Genomic DNA, 14,361 nt, shown 5'->3' with positions numbered 1-14,361 from the left:
GCGGCGCCTGGCAGATGGTTGTTTCCAGCTGCAAGCGGCGAGCCGAAGCCGATTGCGACATACGCGCATCTGCCTCTCTGCCGGGCCTTGTTGCTATGATCGCCCGCGCCAGCCCGGCCATCCATGACGTACATGGCGAAGGAACCGCTTTTCGGATGGATGGGTCGAAGGCTGCGATTTCTCATTTATAAGGTGTCCATACATGGGCGAGTGGCTCGATAGTCTGACTACCTGGCTTGCGGCCAACCCGCAATGGCTGGGCCTGGCGATCTTCCTGATCGCCTGCATCGAATGCCTGGCCATCGCCGGCATCATCGTTCCCGGCACCGTACTGCTGTTCGCCGTCGGCGTGATGGCCGGCAATGGCGCCCTGAGTCTGTGGGAAACCCTGGCGCTGGCGTACTTCGGCGGCCTGCTTGGCGACGCCATTTCCTATGCCCTGGGTCGTTACTTCCACCAGGACATCCGGCGCCTGCCGGGCCTGCGCAGCCATCCGCAGTGGCTCAGCGGCGCGGAAACCTACTTCGAACGCTATGGTGTCGCCAGCCTGTTGCTCGGCCGCTACATAGGCCCGCTGCGGCCGATGCTGCCGATGGTCGCTGGCATGCTGAGCATGCCGATCGGCCGCTTCATCGCCGTCAGCATGCTCGCCGCCGCAGGCTGGGCAGTCGCCTACCTGGTGCCGGGCTGGGCCGCCGGCGCCGCCTTGCGCCTGCCGCTGCCCGAGGGCTTCTGGCCCCAGGCCGCGGTGGTCGCCGCAGGCCTGGCACTGCTGCTGGTACTGACCATCCAGAGCAGCCTGCGCGAACAGCGACAGGCCAGCCTGATCGCGGCGGGCCTTGGCACCATTCTGCTGATCGCCCTGTTCATCGGCTGGCCGCATCTGATCCAGCTGGATCAGGGCCTGATGACGCTGATCCAGGAAGAGCGCAACCCGCGCTTCGACTACGTAGCGGTGGCGATCACTCACTTCGGCGACTTCGACGTGCAGCTGGCGGTCGCCGCCCTGCTCTGCGTGTTGCTGCTGCTTGCCCGCAAATGGCAGGCTCTGCTGTTCGCAGGCGGCGCCATGCTCAGCACCGCCCTGGCCAATGGCACCCTCAAGGGGCTGTTCGAGCGCGCGCGCCCTGAAATCCTGCTCGAGCCCCTGCACACCTACAGTTTCCCCAGCGGACACAGTTCGGCGGCCTTCGCATTCTTCCTGGCCACCGCCGTGCTCGCTGGCCGTGGGCAACCTGCGCGCCTGCGCCTGACCTGGATACTGCTCGCCTGCCTGCCGGCACTCAGCATCGCCCTGTCGCGGGTCTATCTGGGCGTTCACTGGCCGAGCGACATCATCGCTGGCGCCCTGCTGGCCAGCAGCCTGTGCGCAATGAGCCTGGCGCTGATGCAGCGTTTCGCCTCGCTGCCTCCGCTGCCAGCCAAGGTCTGGTGGATGATCGTGCCAAGCTGCGCCCTGCTGCTCACCAGCATGGCGCTGTGGCGAATGTCGGAAGGTGTGGAGATCTACCGTTATTGAGCCGGACCGTCGCCTTGCAGTTGCTCGACCAGTTCCTGCAGCATGTCCAGCCGCCGAGTGGCGTCTGGCTCGGCCAGCAAGGCGATTTTCTGCTCAGCACTGAACGGCAGTAGATAGCCGAGCTTGTCGGCCAGTTCGGCCTGGCTGTCGGCGCTGCCGCCCATGTCCAGGCTGGCGACCATCGGGTGCTCGGCCAGGGCGCCCAGCAGTGCCAGCAGGTCGGCATGTTCCTCGTCCAGCGGGCGCTGGGGCTGCTCTTCGAGCCACTCGATCCGAGCCAGGGTCAGTTTGTCCGGCAGCACTTGAGCCTGATTGACGCGAAACCGTCGGCCGCCCTGCACGCGAATGCCCAGCAGGCCATTGGGACGCTGCTGGAAATCACTGATGATCGCTTCGCAGCCCACCTGCGCGATGCGCTCGGCAGCGTCGCCCACCTCGGCCCCCTCGACGATGCACACCACGCCGAAGCCTTCGCCCTGCTTCATGCAGCGGCTGATCATGTCCAGATAGCGTGCTTCGAATATCTGCAGATCCAGCACGCAGCCGGGAAACAGAACGGTATGCAGCGGAAACAGGGGTAGGGTCATTGTGGTTCTCAATTCAGGAAGACGATAGCCAATGGCAGCAGGATGGCCGTGAACACGCCCATCAGGCTCATGGCCAGAGCCGCGAAGGCGCCACATTCCTCGCTTTCCTGCATGGCTCGCGAGGTGCCGACCGCATGGGCGGTCATGCCCAGAGCCATGCCCACGGCGGCGTGGTGATGGACGCCACACCAGCGCAGCAGCGACGGCCCGATGATCGCCCCCAGCACGCCGGTGATCATCACGAACACCGCAGCCAGCGCTGCCAAGCCGCCGATCTGGCTGGCCACCAGCATGGCGATTGGCGAGGTCACCGACTTGGGCGCCATGCTCATCAGCATGTTGTGCTCGGCACCCAGCATCCAGGCCAGCGCGACACCGAGGACGGTAGCGACCACCCCGGCGATCAGCAGGGTCAGCACGGTGGGCCAGAATACCTGACGGATACGCCGTAGGTTGAGGTACAGCGGCACGGCCAGCGCGACGGTGGCAGGGCCCAGGAAAATGGTCAGCGCCTCGGCACCGCTCTTGTACTCGCTGAAGGTCAGCCCACAGAGCAGCAGAATGGCGATGACCAGCAGGGTCGATACCAGTACCGGCTGCAGGAATACCCAGCGAGTTTTCTCGTAAGCAGCGATAGCCAGTTGATAGGCGCCGAGGGTGATGCCGGCGCCGAACAGCGGGTGGTGGGTGACGGCCATCCAGGCGCCGTGCCAGTCGAGCGTCATCCCTCCCCCCGGCGGCGCGTCTGGCGCTCGATCAGTTTCTGCATCATCCAGCCGGCGAACACCAGGGACAGGATCAAGGAAAGCACCAGCGCACCGATCACCGCCCAGAAGTCGGCGACGATCGCCTCCGCGTAGGCCATCACCCCGACGGCAGGCGGCACCAGCAACAGCGGCAGGTACTTGAGCAGGCTGCTGGCGGCCTGCTGGATCGGCTCGTCGACCTGACCACGACAAAGCAGAAACACCACCAGCAGCAGCATGCCGAGAATCGGCCCTGGCAGCATGGGCAGGAACAGCGCATTGATCGCCGTGCCGAGCAGTTGGCACAGCACCAGCCAGAACAGGCCACGAAGCAGCATGAAGACTCCCCTCAGACGCTGGGCAGGTGCCCCAAGCGGGACGCACCACCCTACAAGGCGGCCATTATAGGCAGGTAACGGCGGCGGCTTAACAGTGGCCGTGACTCATCGGCAGGGGCGCCCTGGCTGCCTGGGCGTGGGCGGACGCTTTGCGGCATACTGGCCGCATCGCTCATCTGACCTGGACGTCCCCGCATGTTTCGCCTCGCGCCCCTGGCTCTGGTTCTCTCCCTCGCCGCCTGCAGCCAGAGCACGCCCCTTCTACCCCCCGATGCGACGCTGCCGGACGGTTCGCGCTATCACGGCAATGTGGTCGACGGCCTGCTACAAGGCAAGGGCCGTCTGGATTACCCCGACGGCAGCTGGTTCACCGGATACTTCCTCGACGGCCTGCGCCACGGTAGCGGTGAATGGCACGGCGCCAGTGGCGAGCATTATGTCGGCGAATTCGCCGCAGGCACCTTCGAGGGCCAGGGCACGCTGAAGCGCGCAGACGGCAGCCGCTATAGCGGCGGCTTCGCCAAGGGTCGCTTCAGTGGCGAAGGCACGCTGGAGGAAGCCGGACAGACTTACCGTGGGCAGTTCCGCGATGGCCGCTTTCACGGTCTGGGTACGCTCGAGCAAGCCGACGGCAGCCGATTTCAGGGCCAGTTCGTAAAAGGCCTGCCCGACGGCCAGGGCGTGCATCAGGACGAACTCGGCAATCAGCTCTCTGGCCACTTCGTGGGTGGAGAACTCAAGGGCGACGGCAACTACCAGGGCAGCGACGGCGACAGCTACGACGGCGAACTGCGCAACAGCCTGTTCCACGGCAAAGGCCGCTACCAGAGCGCAGCGGGCAATGTCTGGAGTGGCACCTTCGCTGAGGGCGCGCTCAACGGCAAGGGCGAGTACACCGGCGCCGATGGCGAGCGCTACCAGGGGCAGTTCAAGGAGTGGCGTTATCAGGGCGAAGGTCACCTGCAGCAGCCTGATGGCAGCCGCTTCGACGGCGGCTTCGCCAACGGCCGCTTCCATGGCGAAGGCACCCTGACCCTGGCCGACGGCAGCCGCCAGCAAGGCACTTGGCGGCGCGGCCTGCGCGTGCGTGACGAAAACGGCCAGGCCCTGCCGGACCCGCTGGAAATCGGCCTGCTGAAACAGGGCGAACTGCTCGACCAGGCCATCGCCGCACTGCCAGCGTCCACTCCACGCAGCGAACTCTACGCCCTGACCCTGGCCGGCGACGGCAAGCAGAGCGTGTTCCTGCGCGAGGCCGACTACGTCGCCGACCTGCTCGCAGGGCGCTTTTCCGCCTATGGCCGCATCACCCTGGCCAACCACCGCGATCACCTGGCAGACCGCCCGCTGGCAACCCGGGAAAACCTGCGCCGCGCGGTACGCGCCATCGCCGAACGCAGCGGTCCGGAAGACCTGGTGTTCATCTACCTGACCAGCCACGGCTCGCGGGGCCATGAACTGAACCTGGATCAGCCACGCCTGCAACTGGCCGACCTGCCCGCCGACGAGCTGGCGACACTGCTGCAACCGCTGGCCGACCGCCACAAGGTGGTGGTGATTTCCGCCTGCTACTCCGGGGGCTTCATCCCCGCCCTGAAGGACGACAAGACCCTGCTGATGACCGCTGCACGGGCTGACCGGGTGTCGTTCGGCTGCTCGGAAGAAGCCGACTTCACCTATTTCGGCCGCGCGCTGTTCGCCGAAGCCCTGCAGGAGACAGACGACCTGCAACGCGCCTTCGAGCTGGCCAGCGCTGCCGTCGCCAAACGCGAGCAAGCCGACGGTTTCGAGCCGTCCGAGCCGCAGATATGGGCGCCGCCTGCCGTACTGGAGCACTGGAATGCCCTGCGTCGACAGCAAAGCGAAGCGGCCTTGAACGATAAATCCGCCGCCGCCCTCTAAACTACGTATCGAACAGCAGTCGAGGATCGACCATGTATCTGACCCCCCAGCACATTCTTCTGGCAGGCGCCTCCGGCATGACCGGCGAACACCTGCTCGACCGTTTGCTCAACGAACCGACCGTAGAGCGTGTGCTGGCCCCGAGTCGCAGGCCGCTGGCCGAACATCCCCACCTGGAAAACCCGGTCGGGGAACTGCTCGAGCTGCTGCCCACGCTGGATGGCACCGTGCACACGGCGTTCTGCTGCCTGGGCAGCACCATCAAACAGGCGGGTTCGCAGGATGCCTTCCGGGCGGTCGATCACGACCTGGTTGTGGCTTTCGGCAAGCGCGCCCTTGAACTGGGCGCGCGGCACTTAGTGGTGGTCAGCGCGATTGGCGCGGACCCGCGCTCGTCGGTGTTCTACAACCGCATCAAGGGCGAAACCGAAGAAGCGTTGAAGGCCCAGGGCTGGCCGCAACTGACCCTGGCCCGCCCCTCCCTGCTGCTTGGCCCACGCAACGAGTTCCGCCTCGGTGAACGCCTGGCGGCGCCCTTCATGCGCTGGCTGCCAGGCAAGCACCGCGCCATCGAAGTGACCGCCCTCGCCCGCGCGTTGTGGCGCCTGGCTCTCGAAGAAGGTGAAGGATTGCGAGTGGTCGAGTCGGACGAACTGCAGCGTCTCGGCCGCTGACCGGCTGGATGGGATGGCGCCGCACAGGCGGCGCCACATTCCCTCAGAACAATCCCAGCACCCATGCAACGCCAAGCAACAACAGCGAGAAGATCCACATCCACCAGAAGGAATAGCGGATGTGCTGGCCCATCTCCAGGCGAGCCAGGCCCAGTGCCAGCCACAAGGCCGGCGAGAACGGGCTGATGAAGGTGCCGATGATGTTGCCGATCATCAGCGCGTAGACCACGCTGGCGGCTTCCACGCCATGGCTGTCGACCACTTCCAGTACCACGGGCAGCAGGCCGAAGTAATAAGCGTCGGTGCTGAGCAGGAACTCCATGGGCAAGCCGAAGAACCCCAGGATCAGGTGCAGTTGCCCGACCATGGGCTCGGGCAGCACCTTGACCAGATCCTGGGCGATCGAAGACAGCATTCCGGTGCCAGCCAGAATGCCGAGCATCGAGCCTGCTGCCAGAATGATCATGCCCATGCTCAACGCCGCCGGGGAATGCGCGGCGATGCGCTGCATCTGCAGCTTGCCGTTCGGGTAGTTGATCAGCAGCGCCAGGCTCAGGCCGATCATGAATACGTAGCCTGCTGGCAGGATGCCGGTGAACAATGACACCAGCACGCACAGGAATAGACCGGCATTGATCCACATGCGCCCCGGTCGCTCGAGGGCAAGCTCTTCTGCGCTGATCTCGCCGGGGTTGCCGGTGTGATCGTTTTCGCCATCCTCGATAAGGGTGCCGCCAGTGCTGGCGATACGGCGCTGCTCGCGCCAGCCCAGCAAGGCCGCCATCACCACCAGCAGCACCACCCCGACGCCCTGGACGGCGATCAGCGGCCGCCACAGTTCGGTGACCTCGATACCGGTGACCGCTGCCGCACGCCCCAGCGGGCCCGCCCAGGGCACCATGTTGAGGATACCGGCGCCGATGGCCAGCAGCATCAGCATCAGATACGGACTCATGCGCAACTGCTTGTACAGCGGCAGCAGCGCAGGAATGGTCAGCAGGAAGGTGGTCACCCCGGCACCATCGAGGTGCGCGAGCATGCCAATGATGGCGGTAGCGATGGCAACGGCGATCACATTGCCGCGGGTCAGTTTGACCATGAAACCGATGATGGGCCGGAACAGCCCCGTGTCCTGCATCACGCCGAAAAAAGTGATGGCGAAGATGAACATGGTGGCGATGGTGATCACTCGACCTACGCCGTCGGTGAAGAACACCGAGATTTCCGTCGGCCCGAAGCCGGCACAGAAAGCCCCCAGCAGCGGCACCACGATCAATGGCAGTACGGGCGACATACGCCCACTCAGCAGCAGTGCAACCAGGCTGAAGATGGTCAACAGGCCAATCAGGGTCAACAAACCGATTTCTCCTCTTTTTCTTGTGTGAGTCGGTGCGGGCACGGACACGAGGCGCGGACTCTAGAAAGCCAACCTTTCGCGAACCTTTATGATCGGTTTATCTAAGCCCATGATTTGTCAGTGAATATGTAGCAACCAGAGGTAACACTTCACTGTACTTGCTAAGCTGGACGCCCTTGCCAACCCGTGGAGTTTCCTCATGCCCTATAACAGGACTGCCTTGATCATCGGTGCCTCCCGCGGCATCGGCCTGGGCCTGGTGCGCCAGTTGCACGCCGACGGCTGGCAGGTCACCGCCACGGTGCGTGATCCCGCCCGAGCCATCGATCTGCAGGCACTGCAAGGCGTGCAGATCGAGTCACTGGATATCGACGACGCGGCCGCGCTGCGGCTGCTGACGCAGCGGCTGAGCGGGCAGGTGTTCGATCTGTTGTTCGTCAACGCCGGGATTCTCGGCCCGAGCCACCAGTGCGCTGCGGCCGCGACGGCTGAAGAACTGGGCCAGCTGTTCCTGACCAACGTGGTGGCGCCGATTCGCCTGGCCGAGAAGCTGGTGGGTCAGCTGCGACCACAGACCGGGGTGCTGGCGTTCATGAGCTCGGGGCTGGGCAGCGTGGCCAATCCGGAGGGCAATAACCTGGCGCTGTACAAGGCCAGCAAGGCGGCGCTGAACTCGCTGACCAACAGCTTCGTCTGCGAATTGCCGGAACCACGCCCGACGGTGCTGTCACTGCACCCGGGCTGGGTGAAGACCGACATGGGCGGCGATGGCGCCATGGTCGAAGTGGTCGACAGCTGCCGCGGTTTGATCGAGCAGGTAGAACGCTTTGCCGGCCAGGGCGGCCACCACTTCGTCGACTATCAGGGCCAGAAGATCGATTGGTAATGACCAAGACTTGATGGGGCTGGCGCCCATCCTTGTATTTCGACAGTGGGAGCGGGCCATGCCCGCGAATCTATCGCGCGCATGGCCCGCTCCCACGGGATACGAGGCTGGCTTCAAGGGCGCGGTCCATCAATACCGCGACGAAGACACCAACCTAAAGCCCCAACATCGCCAACATGATGAACGTGGCGAACAGCACGAAGTGGGTCATGCCCTCGATGGCGTTGGTTTCACCGTCGTTGAGGTTGATGGCGCAGACGATCAGGGTGATGAACACCATCACCGTCTGCACGGGGGTCATGGCCATCTGGAACGGCTGGCCACTGTACAGCGCCATCGCTTCCATCACGGGCACGGTGAGAATCACCGTCGACAGCGACGCACCGAGGGCGATGTTGACCACCGACTGCATGCGGTTGGCCAGCGCTGCCCGCAATGCGGTGAGAATTTCCGGCGCTGCGGAAATCCCCGCCACCACGATGGCGGTCAACACCGGTGGTGCGCCGGTACCTTCGAGGCCCACGTCCAGGGCCTGGGACATCACCTCGGCAAGCACGCCGATCACCACGACGCCAAACACCAGCACGCCCACCGACCAGGCGACGTTGACCTGCGACTCGCCGGCCCCGTGGCCGTCGCCGCCGCCGCGGTTCTTCTTCTCCGGGTAGCTGTAGCTGAAGAAATAACTGTGCGGGCCTACCTGCATGCGCAGGAACACGGCGTAGAGCACCAGCATGGCGCCGATGGTGAACACCGAGTACGCTTTCCAGTCCGACTCGGGAATGAACTCGGGCACGACCATGGAAATGCCCATGGCGGTGAGGATCATCACGCTGTAGCTACGTGCCGAGTCGTCGTTGTACGGCTGCTCGCCGTGTTTGATGCCTCCCATCAGCGCAGCCAGACCGAGGATGCCGTTGATGTCGAGCATCACTGCCGAATAGATGGTGTCGCGCACCAGCGTCGGCGACGCCTCATTGCTCATCATGATCGCCAGAATCACCACCTCGACCAGTACCGCCGAGAGGGTGAGGATCATGGTGCCGTACGGATCGCCGACCCGTTCCGCCAGTTGCTCGGCGTGGTGAGCGACGCGCAGAGACGCGCAGACGATGGCACCGATCAGCGCGATCGCAGCGATCAGGGCAACACCCTGGCCATGCCCCAACAGCGCGTGCTCCAACGGCAGCGCGATGAGCGCGGCGAGTACGGCCAGCAGCAGCCAGTATTCCTGCTTGATGGCATTGAACATGGGCGATTCCTTTCAGAGAGGGGCAGATCGATCCTGCTCCGACTGCAACATCCTGTAAATAATTCAACCCACGTACCGCTCGGGCGTCTCGATGCCGCAAGGCCGCGCCCGTGGAGTTAAACTTCGCGGCCATGTTTGATGAACGAGATTGTCCCATGTACGACTGGCTCAACGCCCTGCCAAAGGCCGAACTGCACCTGCACCTGGAAGGCTCTCTGGAGCCCGAGCTGCTGTTCGCCCTGGCCGAGCGCAACCGCATCGCCCTGCCCTGGAACGATGTCGAGGCGCTACGCGCGGCTTACGCCTTCAACAACCTGCAGGAATTTCTGGATCTGTACTACCGCGGTGCCGACGTGCTGCGCACCGAGCAGGATTTCTACGACCTGACCTGGGCCTACCTGCTCAAGTGCAAGGCACAGAACGTGGTGCACACCGAACCGTTCTTCGACCCGCAGACCCACACCGACCGCGGCATACCCTTCGAAGTGGTGCTGCGCGGCATCAAGCAGGCGCTGGTCGATGGCGAGAAGCAACTGGGCATCAGCCATGGTCTGATCCTCGCCTTCCTGCGCCACTTGCCTGAAGAGCAGGCCTTCCAGACTCTGGAGCAGGCCATGCCGTTTCGTGACGCCTTCATCGGCGTCGGCCTGGACAGTTCGGAGAAAGGCTTCCCGCCGCGGCTGTTCGAGCGGGTGTTCGCCAAGGCCCGCAGTGAAGGCTTGCACGCGGTGGCCCACGCCGGCGAGGAAGGCCCGCCCGAGTACATCTGGGAAGCGCTGGACCTGCTCAAGATCGAACGCATCGACCACGGCGTGCGCGCCAGCGAAGACGAGCGCCTGATGCAGCGCGTCATCGACGAGCAGATCCCGCTGACCGTCTGCCCGTTGTCCAACACCAAACTCTGCGTGTTCGAGCACATGGGCCAGCACAACATCCTCGACATGCTCGAGCGTGGCGTGAAGGTCACGGTCAATTCCGACGACCCGGCCTACTTCGGCGGCTACGTCACCGAAAACTTCGCCGCCCTGCACGAGGGTCTGGGCATGAGCGAAGACCAGGCCAAGCGCCTGGCGCAGAACAGCCTGGACGCTCGACTGGTGTGAAACGTCGCTCAGCCGCCGTGTAGGGTGGACGACGCTTTTATCCGTCCACTGTGGATAGTCAGGATTACCGTGTTGCTTTTGCCTTCAGTTCCGCTCTGACGAGCGGGTTTCTTTTGGCATTGCCCCAAAAGAAACCAAAAGGTCTAGCCCCGACATCCGGCCCCGGCTTCGCCGGGGTTCCCTCGCTACATCGTTGCTCCGAGGGCACGCCGCGAAGGGCCATCCCTGGCCCATCGCGGCTCTCGCGGCATCCATGCCGCTCAACCCTCTACACAACGATTCCACTCGGCCTCCTGAAGGGGCAATTGATGTTGCCTGTGAGCCTTGTGGAAAAAAGCACCTCAGTACGGCGTAGCGAGAACCGTTAGGCAAGTTGCCACGCACGGCAGGTGTGATCAATGCCCCTTATGGTCATGCCCGCCTTCGGCGGCCGGCTCATCCTTCTGTACCGCCACCTCGACCTGCACCTGGCCTGCCTTCTCGAAGGTCAGGGTCAGCGGAAAACGCTCCCCGCTCTTCGCCTGCTGCTTCAGGTTGAACAGCATCACGTGATACCCCATGGGCGCGAATTTGACTTCGCCACCGGCGGGAATCACCACGCTCTGAACCTGCTGCATCTTCATCATGCCGCCCACGTGGGCATGCTCGTGAATCTCCGCCTTGCCGGCTACCGGCGTCTCGACCGACAGCAGACGATCATCCTGAGCGCCCTTGTTGTGCACCACGAAATAGGCGGCGGCGGTCGGCGCCACCGGCGGCATTTCCCGCGACCAGGGATGATCGATATGCAACTCGCCGGCATCGTACTGGTGAGCGTTGGCCAGCAGGCTGGTGCCCAGCAAAGCGGCGGCTAGAACGATTTTCTTCAGTGACATGGCAACTCTCCATGAAGCGATTTGAATGAATGAACGTACCCGCAGGCACGCTCTTGAAATCAGGCCAACCGACGTGCCGAAAGGCGTGACAGCAGCAGAAAGTCCAGCGCCCAGATCAGCAGCAGCGAGACACCGACCAGCGGAAACAGCGCACCGAGCACGATCATGATCGCCACGCCGACCTTCCAGCGCGGCAGGTCATGGCGCAACGGCGGCACGCCAAGGCTGCCGCTGGGGCGCCGACGCCACCACATGATCAACCCGCTGACCGAACTGAGCAGAATCAGCAGGCAGACGACGAACATGAACAACTGATGCGGCAGACCATAGAGCTTGCCCATGTGCAGCATCACCCCGCTCTCCACGGTGCGGGCCGCCAGGCCGTAATCGCGCCAGCGTACATCGGCCAGGACGACGGCACTGTACTGGTCGATATGCAGCGTGGCGTCGTGGCGTGGGTCGTCAGCGAATAGCGCGATGGTGTAAACGCCGGTGGGGGTGGCCGGAAAGGTGATGCTGTAACCCGGATGAACACCACGCTCGCTGGCGATATCGACCACCTGCTGCAAGCTGACGCTCGGGTTGGCCGTGGAGGCCGGCATGGCACCGCCATTGTGCGCCGCATGGGGATCGGACTCCGGCATCGGGGTATTTTCCAGCGCCCAGGGCACGGTCTGTTTATGACTCTGGTTGAGCTCACCGGCCTGCCGGTCCGAGGTCGGTACCTCGTCCCACATGGCCGCCGGGAAGTGGTTCCAGGCACCGGCGAACTGCTTGCCCCAGAAGCCTGTCCAGGTCATCCCGGTGAGCAGCATGAACAGCAGCAACAAGGCGCCCCAGAAACCGGTGACGGCATGCAGGTCGCGCCAGAACAGGCGACCACGGGCCGACAACCGTGGCCACAGCACACCGGCCTTGTTGCTCCCCCGCGGCCACCAGAGATACAGGCCGGAAACCACCAGCACCACGCCCCAGCCCGCCGCCAGTTCGATCAAACGATCTCCCGGCGTACCGATCAGCAGGTCGGCGTGCACCGCACGGGCCAGCGCCTGCAGATTGTCGTGGGCATCCTGAGTGCCGAGGATGGCGCCACTGTAAGGGTCGACGAAAACGTTGCGAGTGCGCTCGCCAACCCCGACGACGAACTGCGCGCTACGGTCGACATCCACCGGCGGCAGGTATTGGCTGACGCTGCCCTGGGGGTAGACCGCCTGCACCCGAGCAAACATTTCATCGGCTGTCAGCGACGGGCCGCTGGCCTGCACCTGCAGCAGGTCGGCGTACATCAACTGATCGAGCTGGGGCTTGAACAGGTAAACGATGCCGGTCACCGATAGCATGATCATGAAGGGAATGACGAACAGGCCGGCATAGAAATGCCAGCGCCAGGCCAGGTTGTAGAACGAGGGTGTCGCGTTTCTCATGGGAAGCCCGATCTTGTGCGTAAGCGAATTGCCCACGACGCAAAGCGCGCGGCAGGCAAAGACAACTAAACGAAGTCAGGCGGTGAGCGGAGAAGCGCGAGGATTGGCCGATGGCCAGAGATAACGCACGGCCCCGCCGGGTTCGGCAGTGGGGCGAGGGTTGGTCGGGCGCTGGCGTGGCAACAAGCCCAGCAGGCCGAAGAAGGCAGCCAGCGCCAGGGCGACGAAGGTGGAGCACAGCGGGCAACCGGAGCCCGTCGAGGGCATGGGCATGCCGGAATCGACGCCGCCCATGTCCATGCCAGCACTGCCACTGGCATCCAGGGCGCAGTAACCGCCGTCCATGCCGCTGAGCTGCAGACCGGTCATCTGCCCGTGGCCGATGGCACAGGCGAACGCGCTGAACAGGACGCTGAAATACAGCACCCAGGCAAGCAACGAGCGATCAGAGCGGGACAGGTTCATGGGCGACGATTTTAGGGCCTGTAGCGTGTCAGGTGCTGCGGTGGATTGCCGCAGTATAAGGTCTGTTGACGCTTCAGCACGACCGCGTCGGCCCGGCCCTACGGGTTGCGCGGGAAATCTCGCCATACGTCGTTGGAGAACTTGAAAAAGGAACACCATTCCCTGCGTCCTCCGCCTTGCGGATCGCCGCCCGGCCTTGCGAGATTTCTCGCAGCAACGCGGCTTGCGCTGAAGCGTCAACAGACCCTAGCTCCCCACGGAGCCTGCGCCAGCAGTTCGGCGCAGCGCGCCTGGACGAAATCGCGCAACAGGTGCACCGGCTTGCTCAGTTGCTCGCGGTGGGTGCAGATCAGATTGAGGGGCGTCGGCTCCCCCTGCAGATCCGGCAGCAAGACCGTGAGGCGCCCGGCGTGCACGTCGCCTGCCACATCCAGCCAGGATTTGTACACCACGCCCGCCCCGGCCACGGCCCATCGCCGCACCACATCGGCGTCATCGCTGAGCCGGTCGCCGGCGACCTGCAGGCTGTGCTCGGCGTCCCCCTCATGAAAACGCCAACGCTCGTAGGCGCGACCGCCGAGCATGTAGATCAGGCAGTTATGCTCGCGCAGGTCACCGATCTGCCGCGGCTCGCCGTGGCGCTGCAGGTAGGCTGGCGCGGCGCACAACACCCGGCGATTGCCTGGCGCCACGGGCAAGGCCACCAGTCTCGAGTCTTCCGGTTCACCGTAACGCAGGGCGATATCCACGGGCTCGCGAAACAGATCGGTAACCCGGTCGCCGAGCAGCAGCCGCAACTGCACCTGCGGGTGCGTCTGCATGAAGGTCTCGAGCCACGGCAGCAGGGTATTGCGGCCGAAATCGGACGGCACCGAGAGCTGCAGCGGCCCGCTGATGGCGGATTTGCTCCCGGCCAGCTGCTGGCGTCCGGCCTCCAGGCTCTGCAACGCCTGCCGGGCATGCTCGAGAAAACCTTCCCCCTCGGCCGTCAGCCGCAGGCTACGGGTCGAGCGCACGAACAGACGCGCCTGCAACTGCTGCTCCAGGCGCTTGAGGCCGGCGCTGGCCACCGCAGGCGAGATAGCGAGCTGGCGGGCTGCGGCAGACAGGCTACCTTCCCCGGCGATGCGCACGAACAGTTGCAGGTCGTCAAAACGCAGCATGGCGTCGATCTTCAAAAAAATATTGAAAGAGACTCTACCTTCATCTGGTTTTTCCTAGCAATGGAATGGC

General features: G+C 64.2%; 14 protein-coding genes. 5 read left to right on the top strand and 9 right to left on the bottom strand.

All coding sequences use genetic code 11. The annotated features are described in order from the left end of the window. Positions 1-202: 202 nt before the first annotated feature. On the top strand, positions 203-1,519 hold the full coding sequence (locus QRN22_RS21570; RefSeq protein WP_042554857.1) for a bifunctional DedA family/phosphatase PAP2 family protein: 1,317 nt from the start codon (positions 203-205) through the stop codon (positions 1,517-1,519). On the opposite strand, the gene QRN22_RS21565 is transcribed toward QRN22_RS21570, so the two are convergent. The 3 genes from QRN22_RS21565 to QRN22_RS21555 are packed head-to-tail and all read right to left on the bottom strand — an operon-like array spanning position 1,513 to position 3,190. Continuing rightward, the gene (locus QRN22_RS21565; RefSeq protein WP_042554856.1) at positions 1,513-2,106 is read right to left on the bottom strand and encodes an LON peptidase substrate-binding domain-containing protein; all 594 of its coding nucleotides are present in this window, start codon (positions 2,104-2,106) and stop codon (positions 1,513-1,515) included. The genes QRN22_RS21570 and QRN22_RS21565 overlap by 7 nt on opposite strands. An 8-nt stretch (positions 2,107-2,114) precedes the next feature. Then, on the bottom strand, positions 2,115-2,831 hold the full coding sequence (locus tag QRN22_RS21560) for an LrgB family protein (protein WP_042554855.1): 717 nt from the start codon (positions 2,829-2,831) through the stop codon (positions 2,115-2,117). After that, entirely contained in the window at positions 2,828-3,190 is a 363-nt protein-coding gene (locus tag QRN22_RS21555; protein WP_042554854.1) for a CidA/LrgA family protein, read from the bottom strand. The genes QRN22_RS21560 and QRN22_RS21555 overlap by 4 nt, the downstream gene beginning before the upstream one ends. Before the next feature lie 195 nt (positions 3,191-3,385). Here QRN22_RS21555 and QRN22_RS21550 point away from each other — a divergent pair, with 195 nt between their 5' ends. Then, positions 3,386-5,092, top strand: coding sequence for a C13 family peptidase (locus QRN22_RS21550; RefSeq protein ID WP_042554853.1), 1,707 nt, complete (start codon positions 3,386-3,388; stop codon positions 5,090-5,092). Positions 5,093-5,124: 32 nt separating this feature from the next. Continuing rightward, a complete protein-coding gene (locus QRN22_RS21545) occupies positions 5,125-5,766 on the top strand; it encodes a Rossmann-fold NAD(P)-binding domain-containing protein (RefSeq protein WP_042554852.1) in 642 nt (213 codons plus the stop codon). Between the two features lie 43 nt (positions 5,767-5,809). Here QRN22_RS21545 and QRN22_RS21540 read toward each other — a convergent pair whose 3' ends face one another. Next, positions 5,810-7,123 (bottom strand): CitMHS family transporter, encoded by a 1,314-nt coding sequence (locus QRN22_RS21540; protein ID WP_042554851.1) that lies wholly within the window; start codon positions 7,121-7,123, stop codon positions 5,810-5,812. 199 nt (positions 7,124-7,322) lie between these two features. Between QRN22_RS21540 and QRN22_RS21535 the strand changes: the two genes are divergently transcribed. Next, entirely contained in the window at positions 7,323-8,009 is a 687-nt protein-coding gene (locus QRN22_RS21535) for an SDR family oxidoreductase (protein WP_042554850.1), read from the top strand. A gap of 154 nt (positions 8,010-8,163) precedes the next feature. On the opposite strand, the gene QRN22_RS21530 is transcribed toward QRN22_RS21535, so the two are convergent. After that, complete coding sequence (locus tag QRN22_RS21530; RefSeq protein WP_042554849.1) at positions 8,164-9,261, bottom strand: calcium:cation antiporter; 1,098 nt, start codon at positions 9,259-9,261, stop codon at positions 8,164-8,166. Between the two features lie 155 nt (positions 9,262-9,416). On the opposite strand from QRN22_RS21530, the gene QRN22_RS21525 reads away from it, so the two are divergent. Further along, positions 9,417-10,364: an adenosine deaminase gene (locus QRN22_RS21525; RefSeq protein ID WP_042554848.1), complete on the top strand. Its 948-nt coding sequence runs from the start codon at positions 9,417-9,419 to the stop codon at positions 10,362-10,364. A 395-nt stretch (positions 10,365-10,759) separates the two neighbouring features. Here QRN22_RS21525 and QRN22_RS21520 read toward each other — a convergent pair whose 3' ends face one another. The 4 genes from QRN22_RS21520 to QRN22_RS21505 all read right to left on the bottom strand — a co-directional run bounded on the left by QRN22_RS21520 (position 10,760) and on the right by QRN22_RS21505 (position 14,291). Next, entirely contained in the window at positions 10,760-11,239 is a 480-nt protein-coding gene (locus QRN22_RS21520) for a copper chaperone PCu(A)C (protein WP_042554847.1), read from the bottom strand. A gap of 59 nt (positions 11,240-11,298) precedes the next feature. After that, entirely contained in the window at positions 11,299-12,663 is a 1,365-nt protein-coding gene (locus tag QRN22_RS21515) for a PepSY-associated TM helix domain-containing protein (protein WP_042554846.1), read from the bottom strand. Between the two features lie 75 nt (positions 12,664-12,738). Beyond that, a complete protein-coding gene (locus tag QRN22_RS21510) occupies positions 12,739-13,128 on the bottom strand; it encodes a DUF2946 domain-containing protein (protein ID WP_042554845.1) in 390 nt (129 codons plus the stop codon). A gap of 236 nt (positions 13,129-13,364) precedes the next feature. Then, the gene (locus QRN22_RS21505) at positions 13,365-14,291 is read right to left on the bottom strand and encodes a LysR family transcriptional regulator (RefSeq protein ID WP_042554844.1); all 927 of its coding nucleotides are present in this window, start codon (positions 14,289-14,291) and stop codon (positions 13,365-13,367) included. Positions 14,292-14,361: the final 70 nt, after the last annotated feature.

It is taken from the genome of Pseudomonas sp. MEJ086, from assembly GCF_030209025.1.
GTDB classification, from domain to species: domain Bacteria; phylum Pseudomonadota; class Gammaproteobacteria; order Pseudomonadales; family Pseudomonadaceae; genus Aquipseudomonas; species Aquipseudomonas fulva_A.
This window is presented reverse-complemented; position numbering and strand designations above follow the sequence as displayed.